We start from the raw sequence: 15,386 nt of genomic DNA on the forward strand, positions 1-15,386 counted from the left end.
CCGGCTTTTCTCTTAACGTGCAGCGACGATCATAGTTCCAAAGGTTTTCGCCATGTTTCAAGTTTATTCCTGGCCCACACCCAACGGCCACAAGGTCCACGTCATGCTCGAAGAGTGCGGCTTTCGCCTGGGGCGCGACTGGGAAGTGCTGCCCATCAATATAGGCGCGGGCGACCAGTTCCAGCCCGACTTCCTGGCGATCAGCCCGAACAACAAGATTCCAGCGCTGGTGGACCCTGACGGTCCCGACGGCAAACCATCGCCTTGTTTGAATCCGGCGCCATCCTGCTCTACCTGGCCGGCAAAACCGGCAAATTTTTGCCCAAAACCGATCGCCTGAAATTCCAGGTCTCGCAGTGGCTGATGTTCCAGATGGGCGGTGTCGGTCCCATGTTGGGTCAGGCGCATCACTTTCGTATGTACGCGCCCGAGAAAATCGGCTACGCCATAGACCGTTATTTCAACGAAGCCAAACGCCTGTACGGCGTGATGGACAAACAACTGGCCAGCAGCAAATTCATCGCCTGCAACCAGTACACGATTGCCGACATCGCCATCTTCCCCTGCCTGCGCAGCTGGGAAAACCAGGGCATCAACTGGGCCGATTACCCCCACTTGAAAAAATGGTTTGATCTGGTGGGTGCCCGTCCGGCGGTACAACGCGGCGTCAAGGTGCTGGCCGAGCTGCGCAAACCGGTGCGCAGCGACGCGGAGCGCGAGGTTCTGTTTGGCAAGACGCAGTACCAGAAACGCTGAAATTCAAAGAAAACAAGCCTCTAGCCCAAGAAGAGCGGACGTAACTAGCTCTTTAATTGATAGCAAAAAAAACAAGACCATCCGTCTACGTGCCGTCTGACGAAAACGGTGCAGCTTGAATCTTGATGAATAGATGCTGTAAATAGTCTATAGACAGCGCTCAAGTGGTCAAAGTTCGCGCTATAATAATTGACTAGTCGGAGTGTGGCGCAGTCTGGTAGCGCACCTGGTTTGGGACCAGGGGGTCCAAGGTTCGAATCCTTGTACTCCGACCATTGAATCCATTTAAAAAAGCTCACTCTGTGGGCTTTTTTTATATCTGTCCGTAGCTCAGTTGGATAGAGCATCAGCCTTCTAAGCTGAGGGTCGGGGGTTCGATCCCCTCCGGACAGGCCAGGCAACCGTGTCACGCGCAGGGTTTCTGCCGATCAAAACACTCTTTCTGTCCACGACCTTCGTCCAAGGCGCTTTTGCGCCTTACGCCGCAAGCGCGACCAAACCTATCTGCCTGAAAAACCTTCGTGATAAGCCCCGCAAAGCGCTTCACAATCGGAGGCACAAATTCAACAGGAGACCTCTATGGCCGTGAAGATTGTCAGACTGGGCACCACCAGAAGCAAAGATGAAGGTTTGCGCATAGGCACGGTGCGGCGTCCGCCGCGCGGTGTGCCCAAGACCGAATTCGCCTCGCAGGACTGGTATGACGTCTGGTACCCGAACCTTGCGCCCAGCGCGGAAACCATGAAGCTGGGCCAGGCCGTGGAGTCCGACAAGGACTGGGCGACCTTCAGCAAAAAATACCGCAGCGAGATGAACGAGGCCGACGCCAGCCGCAACCTGGACCTGCTGGCCGCCCTGTCCCATCACGCCAATTTCACCATGGGTTGCTATTGCGAAAACGAAGCGCGCTGCCATCGCTCGCTGTTGCGTGACCTGCTCAAAGAACGCGGCGCCCTGATCGGCTGAAGCATCAAAAAAGCCCCGAAGCGGAGACCGCATTCGGGGCTTGTTACATCAGGCCTGCGCCCGAAGCTTTTGGATCAGAGTTTCACGTATTCGTAGTCAAGCACGTTGGCATTGATGCCTCGGTCCGGCGGTGCGATCCAGCCGGCCATCTTGCCGGGCTCGGTGACCCGGTGCATCAGGCTGTGGATGAAGGTTTTGTCTTCATCGGTGGGCAGCCAGGCGTCTTTTTTCGCTTCAAATTCAGCCGCGCTGATCGGATGGCCTTGCGGGTCGGTATGGGCACCAGCCCAGGCGCCGACGCTGCGGCGAAAACGGGTGTTCGGCAGGTTCAGCTCAAAGTCGACACCGGCGCGTTTGATGCCCATGTTCCAGCGTGTCACGCCGACATTGCAATCCTTCACGTATTCCAGGCGCGTGATTTCGTTCATGCCGTTGCGGGTGGAGATGGTTTCGTTCTTCAAGCCGCCCTTCCCGTCCGGCACCTGGATAATCATCTCGCTGTCGACTTCGACGTGGTCGGCAAACTTGGCTTCATCGGGCCGGCCCTTGATGCCGTTGCTGAAGTAGTTGGCGGCATTGGATGAAGCCTCGGAGCCGAACAAGTCCAGCGAGGAGGTGAACCAGAAGTTCATGAATTTCTGGATGGTCGGCAGGTCGATCACACCGGCTTTGCGCAGGGTGTCCACGTTGTCGGTGTCCAGCTCTTTCATCACTTCCAGCGTGCGTTTGATGACACGGCCGATGCCGGTTTCGCCCACAAACATGTGGTGCGCTTCTTCGGTCAGCATAAAACGCGTGGTCCGTGCCAGCGGGTCAAAAGCGCTTTCGGCAAAACTCTTGAGCTGGAACTTGCCGTCACGGTCCGTGAAGTAAGTGAACATGAAAAAGCTCAGCCAGTTGTCCATGGGTTCGTTGAAGGTGCCCAGGATGCGCGGCTTGTCGGCGTCGCCGCTGTGGCGTGTGAGGAGCTCTTCGGCTTCTTCGCGGCCATCGCGGCCGAAGTGGGCGTGCAGCAAATAAACCATGGCCCAGAGGTGGCGGCCTTCCTCGACGTTGACCTGGAACAGGTTGCGCAAGTCATACAGCGAAGGCGCAGTGTGGCCCAGCAAGCGCTGCTGCTCGACCGAAGCCGGCTCGGTGTCACCCTGGGTCACGATCAGGCGGCGAAAAGCGCTACGGTATTCGCCCGGCACTTCCTGCCAGACGTCCTGGCCCATGTGGTCACCAAAACCGATCTTGCGGTTTTCTTCCTTGTCGGCGAGGAAAATGCCCCAGCGGTAATCAGGCATGGGCGTGTAGCCATAGCTGGCCCAGCCGGAGGCATCCACACCCACAGCGGTGCGCAAGTAAACCTCTTTGGCATTGAAATCGCTCGGCCCCATTTCGTCCCACCAGCTCATGAAGGCCGGTTGCCAGTGCTCAAGCGCACGTTGCAACTGGCGGTTTTCGCCGAGGTTGACGTTGTTGGGAATCAGGGCTTGAAGGTCGATGCTGCTCATGGTGTTTCCTTTTTCTGGGTTTGTCATTGCGGACTTGATCCGCAATCCATGTCACACAGCCCAATGGCTAGCGAGGCGTGGATGCCGGATTGAGTCCGGCATGACGGGAAAATACTATTTAGATGCGCTTCCAGTCGAATTTCGCTTTTTTGCCTGTGCCGAAAAGTTTCAGCGCACCGTCTTCACCGACCGCATTCGGCCGGATGAAAATCCAGTTCTGCCAGGCCGAGAGGCGGCCAAATACACGCGTCTCCATGGTCTCTTTGCCCGGGAAACGCAGCGAGGCTTCCATGCCGGTCATGGCGTCGGGCGACATGGAGGCACGCTCTTCCAGCATGATGCGAATCTCGTCGGCCCAGTCGATGTCGTCCGGCGTCAAGGTCACCAGGCCCAGTTCCAGGGCCTGGTCGGCGCGCAGCTTGCTGTCGCCGAGTTTTTCGAGCTGGCTGATGGTCGTGGCATCTTCGTAAAAACGGGTCTGCAACCGTGTCAAACCATTGACGGCCGGGAACCAGCCGAAGTTGGCGGGGCTCAGTTGCAGCGCAGGCGCAGCATCGGGCGAATCCGGCAGGTCCAGCATGTAGATGCGGTCGCAGGCCAGGGCCAGCTCATAAAAGGTACCGGCAAAACACGAGCCGCCATCCACCAGCGCGATCAGCGAGCGGCTGGTCACATCGATGCGGGCCAGCGTGCGGCGCAGCGCGCCCGTGGTTTCCTTGACCAGCCAATGGTCTTTGAGCTTGGCCAACACCTCGTCCATGCGAATCACCTGTCCGGCATCGCCTTGCGTACGGATCACCCAGGTGCCGACTTCGAGTTCATTGGTGCGCAGGTTCAGGATGGCGTCGTCGAGTTCGCGCTGCAGCTTGAGCGGGTACCAGTTGGCGCCGGCGGCTTCAATCGCTTCGGGTGTGGACTCAATTGCGGCAGCCGGCGCTTTGACCGTGATGGTGGCGATACGTGTGGCGCGATCCACCTGGGCATCGACCACGCTGTAGTGGTAGCCGGTATCGTCAATCAGCGCTTTCAAAGGCGTGAGTTCAATGCCTTTTGAGGCTGCAGCCCTGGTGGACTGGACGCGAAGCGCTTCGATTTCAGTAGCAAGCAAGGCGCCGAACTGTTGCGGCTTGGCGTAGGCGTCAATCAGTTTCCAGTCTTTGGCGCGGTCGGCACGCACACCTTCGCTGGTGGTGCAGAAAATGTCGGCCAGGTCGCGCCGTACCTTGCGTTTGTCGGTCACGCGGGTCAGGCCGCCGGTGCCAGGCAAGACACCCAGCAGTGGTACTTCCGGCAGGCTCACGGTGCTGGAGCGATCGTCGACCATGACGATGCGGTCGCAGGCCAGGGCCAGCTCATAACCGCCGCCGGCGCAGGCGCCGGTCACCGCGGCAATGGCTTTCAGGCCGTCGTGGCGCGAGGAGTCCTCCAGGCCGTTGCGGGTTTCGTTGGTGAATTTGCAGAAGTTGACCTTCCACCCGTGGGTGGACAAACCCAGCATGTAGATGTTGGCGCCCGAACACCAGATTTTTTCCTTACCGGATTCAAACACCACCACCTTGACGGCCGGGTGCTCAAAACGGACGCGGTTGATGGCGTCATGCAGCTCGATGTCCACCCCCAGGTCGTAGCTGTTGAGCTTGAGTTTGTAGCCGGGCTTGATGCCACCGTCTTCGTTGATGTCGAGTTTGAGGCGCGCGACATCGCCTTCGACGGTGAGCGTCCAGTGCTGGTACTTGGTCGGATGGGTGGCAAAACTCACGAGCTCGCGCTCCTGGCCTTCTATCACCTGTTTGAATAACAGCGGTTCAGTCATGGCGTTCATGGGGGTCTCCTGTGGGTATCAGTTGCTGGTCGCCTGGGGCACCGACCGTTTCAGGTCGGTCAGGCTCTGTTTAAGCGTGCGTGCCGCGGTGTCCACCACAGCATCGGCGCGTGCGTACAAGGCCTCGCGGCTGGCGAGGATGCGGCGCAAGTCTTCCATGGCTTCATTGGTCGCACCACGCGTGGTGTCGAAGGGCCGCATGTCGCCCTGCGCGACCACACGGGCCATGTGTTCTTCCGGGCTGGCTTTGAGCCAGACGCAATAAAAGCGACTTTGCAACAAGTCAAAGGTTTCGCGCTCGCTGACAATGCTGCCACCGGTGGTCATGACCACGCCGTCGGCATGGTCCTCGGCGATGCGGAACAGCGCGCGGCGCTCGTAGCGGCGGTAACCGGCCTGCCCGTGCAGCAACAAAATTTCGTTCATGCTGGTGCCGGCTTCGCGTTCGATCTCGCGGTCCAGCTCGACAAAAGGCACGCCGCGTTCGGTTGCCAGTTGCAGGCCCAGTGTCGATTTGCCGGCACCACGCAGACCGATCAGGGCGATGCGCCGCTCACGGCCCAGCGCTTCGCTCAGGCCGAAGGCACCGCCCAGCAAGGTATAGGCCTGGTCCAGCTGGCTGTCGTCCAGCCGGCCCAGCAGGCCGTGAACCCGGGCCAGCGCCGGACGCGGCGCATCCTGCAGCAGTTCAAGAATGGAGATGTTCAGGGCGCGGGCGGCCGCTTCCAGCGAGTTGATGGAGACATTGCCCTTGCCACTCTCCACGTCGGCCAGAAAACGCTCGCTCAGGCCCGAATCGGCGGCCAGCTGCTTGCGTGTCATGCCGCGACGGGCGCGCCAGGCACGTACCCGGCCGCCCAGCTCGGTCAGCGTTGCTTTTGCTTCCATTTCAGATATGACTTGCATCGGACACCACTTTTTTTGAAAAGTACTTGCGCTCTAACTGGATTGCAGTATACTTCACATCAATTCAATGTCAAGCAGTTTATTGCATCTTTTTTTGGAGATCCTTGATGAAACTCAAAATCCTGGTGGGTACCATGACCAGCACCGCTGACTATGTGGCACAGGCAATCCAGATGGATTGTGCCGATCTGGTCGATGATATTGAGGTGCAGCTGATGGACGGTTTGAACATTAGCGTCTTTGATGCACCGGCCGACGAAGATGCTGTATATCTCATTTGTACATCCACCTACGGCCAGGGCGATGTGCCCGACAATGCCCGCGCCTTGTACGACTCGCTGGACAGCCAGCCCAAGTTTCTGGGCCATGTACGTTACGGCGTGATCGCGCTGGGTGACCGCACTTACCAGCAGACCTTTGCCTTTGGCGGCAAAAAGTTCGACGAACGCCTGCAAGGCCTGGGCGCCCAGCGTATCGGCGAGATCTGGATTCACGATGCCAGCGCAGGCACCCTGCCCGAAACCGAAGGCGCCGCCTGGTGCCGCGAGTGGCTGGCCCTGGCTCTGGCCAGTTCTGCCAGCGCCGAAGCCACCACCTGACTTTTCACATAAAAATACTGCTCCAGCCCTTGCGCAGCGGGCGCAAGCAGCTATAAAAACGAGAGCATCTGGAGACCCCATGAATCTCAGCCGCGCCGATCATTCCATCAGCCCTCCTTTTGTCGACATTCCGCGCGACTACAACGCGGCCCATGATCTGCTGTCCCGCAATGCTAGCCGCAGCGACAAGATCGCGTTTATCGACGCCGTCAGTGGCGCCACGCTGACCTATGGTGAGCTGACCGAGCAATCGCACCGTTTTGCCAATGCCTTGCGTGCCCAGGGTTTTGCCCCCGAAAGCCGCATCCTGCTGGCCATGCTGGACACACCCGAATGGCCGGTGGCCTTCCTGGGCTGCATCCTGGCCGGTGTGGTGCCGGTGGCGGCCAACACCTTGCTGACCAGCAAGGATTTCGACTTCATGCTGCGCGACTCGCGCGCCCAGGGCCTGATCGTGTCCCAGGCCTTGTTGCCGGCTTTCGAGCCGCTGATGGGGCAGATTCCAACACTGCGCAGCGTGATCGTCGCCGGCGTCGAAAATTCAGCCGCCCATACCACGCTAGCCCAGATGCTGCGGGCGCAAGCAGCGACCCAAACCGTCGCAGATACCTGCGCCGACGACGCCTGTTTCTGGCTCTACTCCAGCGGCTCCACGGGCGCGCCCAAAGGCACGGTGCATTTGCACAGCCACCTGGTACAAACCGCCGAGCTCTATGGCCGCGGCGTGTTGGGCATCCAGGAATCTGACGTGGTTTACTCCGCGGCCAAGCTGTTTTTTGCCTATGGCCTGGGCAACGGCCTGACCTTTCCCATGAGTGTGGGCGCCACGGCCATCCTGCTGCCCGCGCGGCCGACACCGGCCGATGTGTTTGGCCTCTTGAAAAAATACCAGCCGACTATTTTTTACGGCGTGCCCACCTTGTACGCGGCCTTGCTGGCCGACCCGGCGCGTCCGCAACAGTCGGAACTCAAGCTGCGGGTCTGCACCAGCGCCGGCGAGGCCCTGCCCGCAGAGATCGGCAAAAAATGGACGGCACACTACGGCTGCGACATCCTCGACGGCATAGGCTCGACCGAAATGCTGCATATCTTCCTGAGCAACCGCCCCGGTGAGGTGCGTTACGGCAGCACCGGCAAGGCCGTGCCCGGCTATGCACTGCGCATCGTCGGCGACGACGGACGCGAATGCGGTGTGGGTGAGATCGGCGAGTTGCAGATCAGCGGCCCCAGCGCGGCACTGATGTACTGGAACAGCCGTGCCAAAACCAAGGCCACCTTTGCCGGCGAATGGACGCGCAGCGGCGACAAATACACGGTTGATGCCGACGGTTTTTACACCTACAGCGGCCGCAGCGACGACATGCTCAAGGTTGGCGGCATTTATGTCTCGCCTTTTGAAGTCGAAGCCTGCCTGATGACGCACCCGGCCGTTCTGGAAGTTGCCGTGATCGGTCTGGCGGACAGCGATGGCCTGATCAAACCCAAAGCCTGCGTGGTGCTCAAGGCCGGGCAAAACGCCTCGGTCGACGAACTCAAGGTGCATGTGAAGCAGCAACTGGCGCCCTACAAGTACCCGCGCTGGATTGAGTTTGTGTCCGAACTGCCGAAAACCGCCACCGGCAAGATACAACGCTTCAAATTGCGTCAGACGCAGGATTGAGCCAAAAACCTGGCAGAGAAATTGCTTTAAATATAAACAATTTAATCTTCAATCTCGGGTTTTTCACTAGGGTGTTTTCACCCGGCCACCGTTAGTATTCAGGGATTGCAGCGCTTTCATATTTCGCCTCAACCAGGAGTTTTTCCATGACCTCACGCCTTCCTTCACGCCGTTTGATCCTGAGCCAAAGTGCTGCCGTCATCGGTGCGGCATCCACCGGCTTGTTGCTTCCGCAAATCGTGCGGGCGCAGTCGAACAAGGTGCGTGTGGGTTTCATGCTGCCTTACACCGGCACGTTTGCGCAGCTCGGCGTCGCCATCGAAAACGGCTTTCGCATGGCCATCAATGAGCAAGGCGGCAAGCTGGGCGGCCGCGAGATTGAATACTTCAAGGTGGACGATGAGTCCGAGCCTTCCAAAGGCATCGAAAACGCCAACAAGCTGGTGCAGCGCGACAAGGTCGACGTGTTGATCGGCACCGTGCACTCGGGCGTGCAGATGGGCATCCAGAAAGTCGCCCGCGACTCCGGCGTGCTGAGCCTGATCCCCAACGCCGGCGTACACGCCGCCACCCGCGGCCTGTGTGCACCCAATGTCTTCCGCACCTCCTTCAGCAACTCCCAGCCGACCCTCGCGTTGGGCAAGGCCATGATGGACAAGGGCTTGAAGAAAACTGTCTGGATCACCTGGAAATATGCAGCTGGCGACGAGGCCTTCGAAGGTTTCAAGGAAAGCTACACCAAGGCCGGCGGCACCATCATCAAGGAACTGGGCCTGCCCTTCCCCAACGTCGAGTTCCAGGCCTTGCTGACCGAAATCGCCGCGCTCAAACCTGACGCCGTGGCCTGCTTCTTCGCCGGCGGCGGCGCGGCCAAGTTCATCCGCGACTACGCCGCGGCTGGCCTGAAGGACAAAATTCCGCTCTACGGCTCCGGCTTCCTCACGGAGGGTGTGCTGGAAGCTGCCGGCCCCGCCGCCGAAGGCATCATCACCACGATGCACTATGCCGACTCGCTGGACACACCACGCAACAACCAGTTCCGCCTGGCCTACGCCAAAGCCTACCGCTCGCAGCCCGACGTGTACGCCGTGCAGGGCTACGACACCGGCTTGCTGCTGGTTCAGGGTGCCAACGCCGTCAAAGGTGATTTGTCGAACAAGCCCACGCTGTACAAGGCCATGGAAGGCGCGACCATCGACAGCCCACGCGGCAAATGGACCATGAGCAAGGCGCACAACCCGGTGCAGGACATCTACCTGCGCCGCGTTGAAAAAGGCGACAACAAGGTGATCGGCGTGGCGGCGAAAGCGCTGGCCGACTCCGGCGCCGGCTGCAAGATGGGCTAATTTGTTGCACCCTGCAGACATGGGAGGTTCTCGGACCTCCCATTTTTTTGCTGCAGACCTTGCGTGCCTGTCTGACACCGCGTTTATCTTTTCTCCCGAACCCACAACGCCTCGATGGATCTAGCCAACTTTCTCATTCAGCTGCTCAACAGCGTGCAATACGGCCTGCTGCTGTTCATGCTGGCCGCCGGCCTGACGCTGATCTTCGGCATCATGGGCGTGGTCAACCTGGCGCACGGCAGCTTTTACATGCTGGGTGCTTACCTGGCCTGGTCACTCAGCGCCTATTTCGGCAGCCTGACCCTGGCCATCCTGGGCGGGGCCGTGCTGTCGGCGATTTTCGGGCTGGCGCTGGAGTGGCTGCTGTTTCGCCACTTCTACCAGCGCGACCACCTTGACCAGGTCTTGCTGACCTTCGGCCTGATCTACATCTTTGAAGAGTTGCGCTCCATCCTCTGGGGCGACGACGTGCATGGCGTGCCGATTCCGGAGCTGCTCAGCGCATCGATTCCGCTGACAGAAAACCTCTCCTACCCGGTCTACCGCCTGTTCATGTCCGGCGTCTGCCTGGCGCTGGCGGTGGGCCTGTATCTGCTGATTTCAAAAACCCGACTCGGCATGAAAATCCGTGCCGGCGCCTTCAACCGCGAGATGGCCGGCGCCCTGGGCATCAACATCAAGCTGATCCACGCCGTGGTGTTTGCGCTCGGCGTCAGCCTGGCAGCCGTGGCCGGCATGATCGCCGCGCCGATTGCCAGCGTCTACCCCAACATGGGTTCGCAAGTGCTCATCATGTGTTTTGTGGTGGTGGTGATTGGCGGCATCGGTTCGGTGCGCGGCGCCATGATCGCGGCCCTGCTGGTCGGTCTGGTCGATACCTTTGGCAAAGTGCTGCTGCCCTCCGTGGCGGGCATGCTGGTCTATATGTTGATGGCGGCCGTGCTTTTATGGAAGCCTGAAGGTTTGTTCAAACAATGAGCACGATGAAAGCCAATCTCGAAATCCTGCCGCGCGGCGTGCAGGTCACCCTGGTGCTGGGCCTGATCGCCCTGCTGGCCTTTCCTTTTGCCGGCACCGACTTCTACACCCAGATGGTCACGCGCATGATGATCATGGCCATCTTTGCGATGAGCCTGGATCTGCTGTTGGGCGTCACCGGCCTGGTGTCGCTGGGCCATGCGGCCTACTTCGGCCTGGCCGGTTATGCGCTGGCCTTTCTGATGCCGCAAGGCGAAGCGGTCAGTCTGTGGTGGACCTTGCCGCTGGCGGTGCTGGCCTCCGGGCTGGCGGCGCTGATCATTGGTTTCTTTGTCGTGCGTACCCACGGCATTTATTTCATCATGGTCACCATGGCGTTTGCGCAGATGGTGTTTTTCCTGTTTTTCGACAACAAGATCCTGGGCGGCTCCGATGGGCTGTACGTCAACTTCAAGCCCAGCATCGCGCTGTTCGGCTGGACACCGTTTGTCTGGTGGGACCTGGACAACAAGCTCACGCTGTATTACTTCACGCTGGCCGTGCTGCTGCTGGTATATGCCTTCTTGCGCCGCTTGCTGTGGAGCCCGTTCGGGCGCGCACTGGCCGGCATACGTATCAATGAACACCGTATGCGCGCCATGGGTTTCGGCACCTTCCGCTACAAACTCACAGCCTTCACCCTGGCCGGCGCGCTGGCCGGTCTGGCCGGTTATCTGTGGGGTACACAAACCGGCTACATCAACCCTGAACTCATGGGTTTTCACATGAGTGCACACGGCATCATGATGGTCATCCTGGGCGGTATGGGCAACTTTGCCGGTGCCATCGTTGGTGCGTTTGCCTTTGAGTACCTGCTGCATGTGTTCAAGGATTTGCCGCAAGTCGGCAATGTCAACCTCGGCAAACACTGGCAGTTGTGGATGGGTTTGTTCATCGTGCTGCTGGTGACGTTTGCGCCGCGCGGCATCCTCGGCTTGGTCGAGCGTTTTGGCAAGCGCCGGGGAGCGGGCAATGAGTGAAGTCCTTCTCTCTGCAAAGAACCTGACCAAACGTTTTGGCGGGCTGGCGGCAGTCAATGATGTGTCCGTGGACTTGAAGCGCAACCACATCCACGCCGTCATCGGTCCCAACGGCGCCGGCAAGTCCACGCTGACCAACCTGCTGTCCGGCGATTTGCCGCCAAGCTCGGGCTCGGTCAAACTCGGTGGCCAGGACGTCACCGGCTGGACCCCCGAGAAAATCTCGCGCCAGGGCCTGGGCCGGAGTTACCAAAAGACCAATATCTTTTTGCCCTTCACAGTGTGGGACAACGTCCGCCTGGCCGCGCAGTCGCGCCAGCCGCATGCCGCGCGCTGGCTCAGTCGCGCTACTGATTTTGTAGCTATCAACGCCCGTGCGACAAGAGCTCTCGAGCTTTCCGGTCTTGAAAACCGGAAGAATGCCATCGCCGGCACCACCAGCCACGGCGAGCAGCGCCAGCTTGAAATCGCAATGACGCTGGCAACCGGGCCGCAGGTGCTGCTGCTCGACGAACCGCTCGCCGGCATGGGCGTGGCCGAGGCCGAACGCATGGTCGCCCTGCTGCTGACGCTCAAGGCCGAACACGGCATCCTGCTGGTCGAGCACGACATGGACGCGGTGTTCACGCTGGCCGACCAGTTGACCGTCATGGTCAACGGCCAGGTCATCGCCAGCGGCACCCCCGCCCAAATTCGCGCCGACGCGGGCGTGCAGGCGGCCTACCTGGGCGAGGAACAGTGATGCCCCCACGCTTGTCACTTCGTGCACTACGCTGCCCCCCGAGGGGGCTGGCCTTGCTTGGGGCGGCCCGGCGCTGCGGCCGGCTGGAGACCTTATGAGCACGCTACTGATCGACGCAAAAAACCTCCACACCTATTACGGCGCCAGCCACATCCTGCGCGGCATCAATTTTTCCGTGGCGCGCGGCGAAACCATAGGGTTGATGGGCCGCAACGGCATGGGCAAAAGCACCTTGCTCAAAAGCATCATGGGCCTGGTCAAGCCGCGCTCCGGCAGCTTGGACATCATCGGCAAACCCATGTTGGGCCGGGCGCCGTATGAAATTTCGAAACTGGGCATTGCCTACGTGCCCGAAGGCCGTGGCATCTTCGGCAACCTCAGCGTGGTCGAAAACCTGAAGATGGCGGCGCGCGCCGGCACCCGTGGCCAGCGCGACTGGACTTACGACAGGGTGCTGGAGACGTTTCCACGCCTGAAAGAACGCCTGGGCCATGGCGGCCAGCAGCTCAGTGGTGGCGAGCAGCAGATGCTGACCATAGGCCGTGCGTTGATGACCAATCCCGATGTGCTGATCCTCGACGAAGCCACCGAAGGCCTGGCGCCGCTGATTGCGCGAGATATCTGGCGCATTTGCGGCGTGATCCGTGAAAGCGGCATCAGCAGCGTGATCGTCGACAAGAATTGGAAACACGTCACCCAGATCACCGACCGCAACATCATCCTGGTCAAGGGTGAAGTCGTCTTTGAAGGCAGCTCGGCCGAGTTACATGCGCGGCCCGAGTTGTTGACGCAATACCTGGGCGTCTAAACCCGGCTAACTCAACACACCGGCTGCACTGCGGCGCTGCTGCACAAAAGGCGGCAAGCCCTGCAGCAGTCGCCGGCCGTAACCGGTGTTCACCAGCCGCCGGTCGTAGCAATACACAAAGGCGCGGTCGGTTTCCGTACGGATGGCCCGTCCGGCCCATTGCGCCAACCGGATGGCCGTGGCCGGCACCACCAGTTCATTGAAGGGATCACGCCCCACGGAACGCAGCCACTCGGCACGCGCTTCGCCCACCGGATCGTCCGGTGGCGCAAACGGCAGCTTGGCAATAAACACGGACTCGCACAGCTGGCCCGGCAAATCCAGGCCTTCGCCAAAAGACTGCATGCCAAAAATCACCGAGGCCTGACCCGCTGCCACACGCTCACGATGGCGCCTGAGCAACACAGGACGTGGCAACTCCCCCTGCACCAAGACCTGCTCGCGCAAGCCACCATCCAAAGCCTCAACGGCCTGGCGCATCTGCTCGCGCGAGGTGAACAGGCACAAGGCGCCGTGTACCACCTGGGCCAGGTCCCCCAGCAAAGCCTGCACCATTTCGGCCGTGAAAGTATCGGCCTGCTTGGGATCGGCCCGGGTTTCCACCGTGACGAAACGTCCCTGGCTGGCATAGTCGAATGGGCTGGCGACTTCCAGCGCGCTCACGGCCGGATCGTTGTGCAGGCCGGACTCGCGCAGGTAAAAATCAAACTGCCCGCAGCTCGTGAGGGTGGCGGAGGTCACCACGGCCGAACGCACACGTGACCAGAAGTTGTGACGCAAGGTGCTACCCGGGAGGATAGGGCTGGCGTGCGCCTTGATGATCACCAGGCCACTGTCCATGCCGCCCTCGCCCATCTCGAAGGTGAACCATTTGGCCACGGGCGCGTTCTCCTGCTCGCCCTCGCCCTCGCCCTCGCCCTCGCCCTCGCTTTCGCGCAGCAGCAGCTGGGTGGTGGCATGCACCTGCTCCAGCCGCGGCGAGAGCATGCCCAACTGCGCGTACAGGGTGGACAGCCGGCGTGCCTCGCCGGGATCGTCCCGCATGGCCGCGCGCAAGGCTTTCGCGATGGTGTTGAGCACGGCCAGAAAACTTTCGGCCTGCACATCCACCAGGCGCAGCGGTTCGTCCAGCTCGGGGGGCAGGCTGCCGCGCGGCAGGCGTGCCCGCACCGGCCCGTGTTTGCCCCGCGCGTCCTTGAAGGCCTGGCCGTAGAGGTCCATCACCAACCGGCTGATGTCCAGCAGGCCCTGGCGCAGTTGCGCGGCAAACCGGGGCACGTCCGCGGCTTCGGAGACGGTCATGAGTCCGCCTATGCGGCGCGCCCGCGTCGCCAGCGTGTCCAGCCAGGTGCTGCGGCTCAAATCCATGGATGCGGAAAACTGGTCCAGCGCAACGGCCGGCAGGTGATGGGCTTCATCCAGCACCAGCAGGCAGTTGTCCAGATCGGGCAACAGCCGCGAACCCAGCGAAGACATCAGCAAATCGTGGTTGGCCACAATCACTTGCGCACCCACCAGCTCCTTGCGTTTGTCGTAATAGGTGCACTGGCCGTACACCGGACAATGTTTGCCGGTGCATGAACTGGACTCGGCGGCCACCGATGACCAGAAGTCGGCCTCGGGCGGCTGGGCCAGGTTGTCGCGGTCGCCGTCCCAGGCGCCATTGGCGAGGTCGCGCACCAGCACGGCATAAAAGCTGCTGCGGGCCTCGGTCACATGTTGCGGCGCGGCAGCGGCCAAGTCGTCGGCAAACAGGTCGTCGTCTCCGCCCTCCTCCGCCGTGCCGGCCTGGCGCGACAGCTTGAGCTTGCAGACATAACGCCCCCGCCCTTTGGCCAGGCCGAACAGGAAGGGCTGCGGCAGCATGGCCGCCAGCGCCGGCAAGTCCTTGCTCACCAACTGCTCCTGCAACGCCACCGTGGCGGTGGAGATCAACACCCGGGTGTTGCGCGCCAGGGCCGCCGCGATGGCGGGCGCGCAATAGGCCAGCGACTTGCCGACACCCGTGCCGGCCTGGATGACGGCAATCGCACGCACGGGCTCGTCGCCGTCGTCTTCGGTTTTGCCCAGCGTGGCGGCGCCAAAGGTCTGCGCCACCTTTTCGGCCATCAAGCGCTGGCCGGGCCTGTCCCGAAAGGTATCGGACGCGCCCACCGCGTGGTCGAAGGCGGCAAGCGCCAACCGGGAAATCTCGTCAGGAAGCATGGATAGGGAGGAAAAAGCCGCGATCGCGGCATGAGATTGGAAAACATCCTGCGCACCGGCGTACACCGGGCCCGGATATG

Annotated in this window: 12 protein-coding genes, 2 tRNA genes and 1 pseudogene; 11 read left to right on the plus strand and 4 right to left on the minus strand. The window is 60.9% G+C overall.

What is annotated here, in order from left to right; all coding sequences use genetic code 11:
- Positions 1-52: 52 nt before the first annotated feature.
- The 4 genes and pseudogenes from R6254_RS03720 to R6254_RS03735 all read left to right on the plus strand — a co-directional run bounded on the left by R6254_RS03720 (position 53) and on the right by R6254_RS03735 (position 1,722).
- Positions 53-756, plus strand: a pseudogene (locus R6254_RS03720) (glutathione binding-like protein).
- Between the two features lie 198 nt (positions 757-954).
- Positions 955-1,031 (plus strand) — tRNA-Pro (locus tag R6254_RS03725).
- A 44-nt stretch (positions 1,032-1,075) separates the two neighbouring features.
- Positions 1,076-1,152 (plus strand) — tRNA-Arg (locus tag R6254_RS03730).
- 183 nt (positions 1,153-1,335) lie between these two features.
- Positions 1,336-1,722, plus strand: coding sequence for a DUF488 domain-containing protein (locus R6254_RS03735; RefSeq protein ID WP_318404531.1), 387 nt, complete (start codon positions 1,336-1,338; stop codon positions 1,720-1,722).
- A 74-nt stretch (positions 1,723-1,796) separates the two neighbouring features.
- Here the strand turns inward: R6254_RS03735 and boxB are convergent, their stop codons facing one another.
- The 3 genes from boxB to R6254_RS03750 form a co-directional block, all read right to left on the minus strand.
- Positions 1,797-3,221, minus strand: coding sequence for a benzoyl-CoA 2,3-epoxidase subunit BoxB (boxB, locus tag R6254_RS03740; protein ID WP_318404532.1), 1,425 nt, complete (start codon positions 3,219-3,221; stop codon positions 1,797-1,799).
- 118 nt (positions 3,222-3,339) lie between these two features.
- Positions 3,340-5,034 carry a 2,3-epoxybenzoyl-CoA dihydrolase gene (gene boxC / locus R6254_RS03745; protein WP_412103111.1) on the minus strand — a complete coding sequence of 565 codons (1,695 nt, stop codon included), beginning with the start codon at positions 5,032-5,034 and terminating at the stop codon, positions 3,340-3,342.
- A gap of 27 nt (positions 5,035-5,061) precedes the next feature.
- On the minus strand, positions 5,062-5,931 hold the full coding sequence (locus R6254_RS03750; RefSeq protein WP_318404535.1) for a helix-turn-helix transcriptional regulator: 870 nt from the start codon (positions 5,929-5,931) through the stop codon (positions 5,062-5,064).
- Between the two features lie 125 nt (positions 5,932-6,056).
- Between R6254_RS03750 and R6254_RS03755 the strand changes: the two genes are divergently transcribed.
- The 7 genes from R6254_RS03755 (at position 6,057) to R6254_RS03785 (ending at position 13,101) form a co-directional block, all read left to right on the plus strand.
- Complete coding sequence (locus tag R6254_RS03755; protein WP_318404537.1) at positions 6,057-6,548, plus strand: flavodoxin domain-containing protein; 492 nt, start codon at positions 6,057-6,059, stop codon at positions 6,546-6,548.
- Positions 6,549-6,627: 79 nt separating this feature from the next.
- Positions 6,628-8,208 carry a benzoate-CoA ligase family protein gene (locus R6254_RS03760; protein ID WP_318404539.1) on the plus strand — a complete coding sequence of 527 codons (1,581 nt, stop codon included), beginning with the start codon at positions 6,628-6,630 and terminating at the stop codon, positions 8,206-8,208.
- 146 nt (positions 8,209-8,354) lie between these two features.
- Positions 8,355-9,554, plus strand: coding sequence for an ABC transporter substrate-binding protein (locus tag R6254_RS03765; protein ID WP_318404540.1), 1,200 nt, complete (start codon positions 8,355-8,357; stop codon positions 9,552-9,554).
- Between the two features lie 114 nt (positions 9,555-9,668).
- Positions 9,669-10,532, plus strand: a complete 864-nt coding sequence (locus tag R6254_RS03770) for a branched-chain amino acid ABC transporter permease (RefSeq protein ID WP_318404541.1) — start codon at positions 9,669-9,671, stop codon at positions 10,530-10,532.
- Positions 10,529-11,551 carry a branched-chain amino acid ABC transporter permease gene (locus R6254_RS03775; protein ID WP_318404542.1) on the plus strand — a complete coding sequence of 341 codons (1,023 nt, stop codon included), beginning with the start codon at positions 10,529-10,531 and terminating at the stop codon, positions 11,549-11,551. Before R6254_RS03770 ends, R6254_RS03775 begins: the two co-directional genes overlap by 4 nt.
- On the plus strand, positions 11,544-12,293 hold the full coding sequence (locus tag R6254_RS03780; RefSeq protein ID WP_318404543.1) for an ABC transporter ATP-binding protein: 750 nt from the start codon (positions 11,544-11,546) through the stop codon (positions 12,291-12,293). The genes R6254_RS03775 and R6254_RS03780 overlap by 8 nt, the downstream gene beginning before the upstream one ends.
- Positions 12,294-12,387: 94 nt before the next feature.
- On the plus strand, positions 12,388-13,101 hold the full coding sequence (locus tag R6254_RS03785; RefSeq protein ID WP_318404544.1) for an ABC transporter ATP-binding protein: 714 nt from the start codon (positions 12,388-12,390) through the stop codon (positions 13,099-13,101).
- 6 nt (positions 13,102-13,107) lie between these two features.
- On the opposite strand, the gene dinG is transcribed toward R6254_RS03785, so the two are convergent.
- Complete coding sequence (dinG, locus tag R6254_RS03790; protein ID WP_318404545.1) at positions 13,108-15,306, minus strand: ATP-dependent DNA helicase DinG; 2,199 nt, start codon at positions 15,304-15,306, stop codon at positions 13,108-13,110.
- Between the last annotated feature and the right edge of the window lie 80 nt (positions 15,307-15,386).

The organism is Polaromonas potterensis (genome assembly GCF_033446725.1).
GTDB lineage: Bacteria > Pseudomonadota > Gammaproteobacteria > Burkholderiales > Burkholderiaceae_C > Polaromonas.

Bases quoted from the DNA above. Each gene is read 5' to 3' on its own strand.
- R6254_RS03735 (WP_318404531.1), top strand. From the start codon at position 1,336: ATGGCCGTGAAGATTGTCAGACTGGGCACCACCAGAAGCAAAGATGAA.
- boxB (WP_318404532.1), bottom strand. From the start codon at position 3,221: ATGAGCAGCATCGACCTTCAAGCCCTGATTCCCAACAACGTCAACCTC.
- boxC (WP_412103111.1), bottom strand. From the start codon at position 5,034: ATGACTGAACCGCTGTTATTCAAACAGGTGATAGAAGGCCAGGAGCGC.
- R6254_RS03750 (WP_318404535.1), bottom strand. From the start codon at position 5,931: ATGGAAGCAAAAGCAACGCTGACCGAGCTGGGCGGCCGGGTACGTGCC.
- R6254_RS03755 (WP_318404537.1), top strand. From the start codon at position 6,057: ATGAAACTCAAAATCCTGGTGGGTACCATGACCAGCACCGCTGACTAT.
- R6254_RS03760 (WP_318404539.1), top strand. From the start codon at position 6,628: ATGAATCTCAGCCGCGCCGATCATTCCATCAGCCCTCCTTTTGTCGAC.
- R6254_RS03765 (WP_318404540.1), top strand. From the start codon at position 8,355: ATGACCTCACGCCTTCCTTCACGCCGTTTGATCCTGAGCCAAAGTGCT.
- R6254_RS03770 (WP_318404541.1), top strand. From the start codon at position 9,669: ATGGATCTAGCCAACTTTCTCATTCAGCTGCTCAACAGCGTGCAATAC.
- R6254_RS03775 (WP_318404542.1), top strand. From the start codon at position 10,529: ATGAGCACGATGAAAGCCAATCTCGAAATCCTGCCGCGCGGCGTGCAG.
- R6254_RS03780 (WP_318404543.1), top strand. From the start codon at position 11,544: ATGAGTGAAGTCCTTCTCTCTGCAAAGAACCTGACCAAACGTTTTGGC.
- R6254_RS03785 (WP_318404544.1), top strand. From the start codon at position 12,388: ATGAGCACGCTACTGATCGACGCAAAAAACCTCCACACCTATTACGGC.
- dinG (WP_318404545.1), bottom strand. From the start codon at position 15,306: ATGCTTCCTGACGAGATTTCCCGGTTGGCGCTTGCCGCCTTCGACCAC.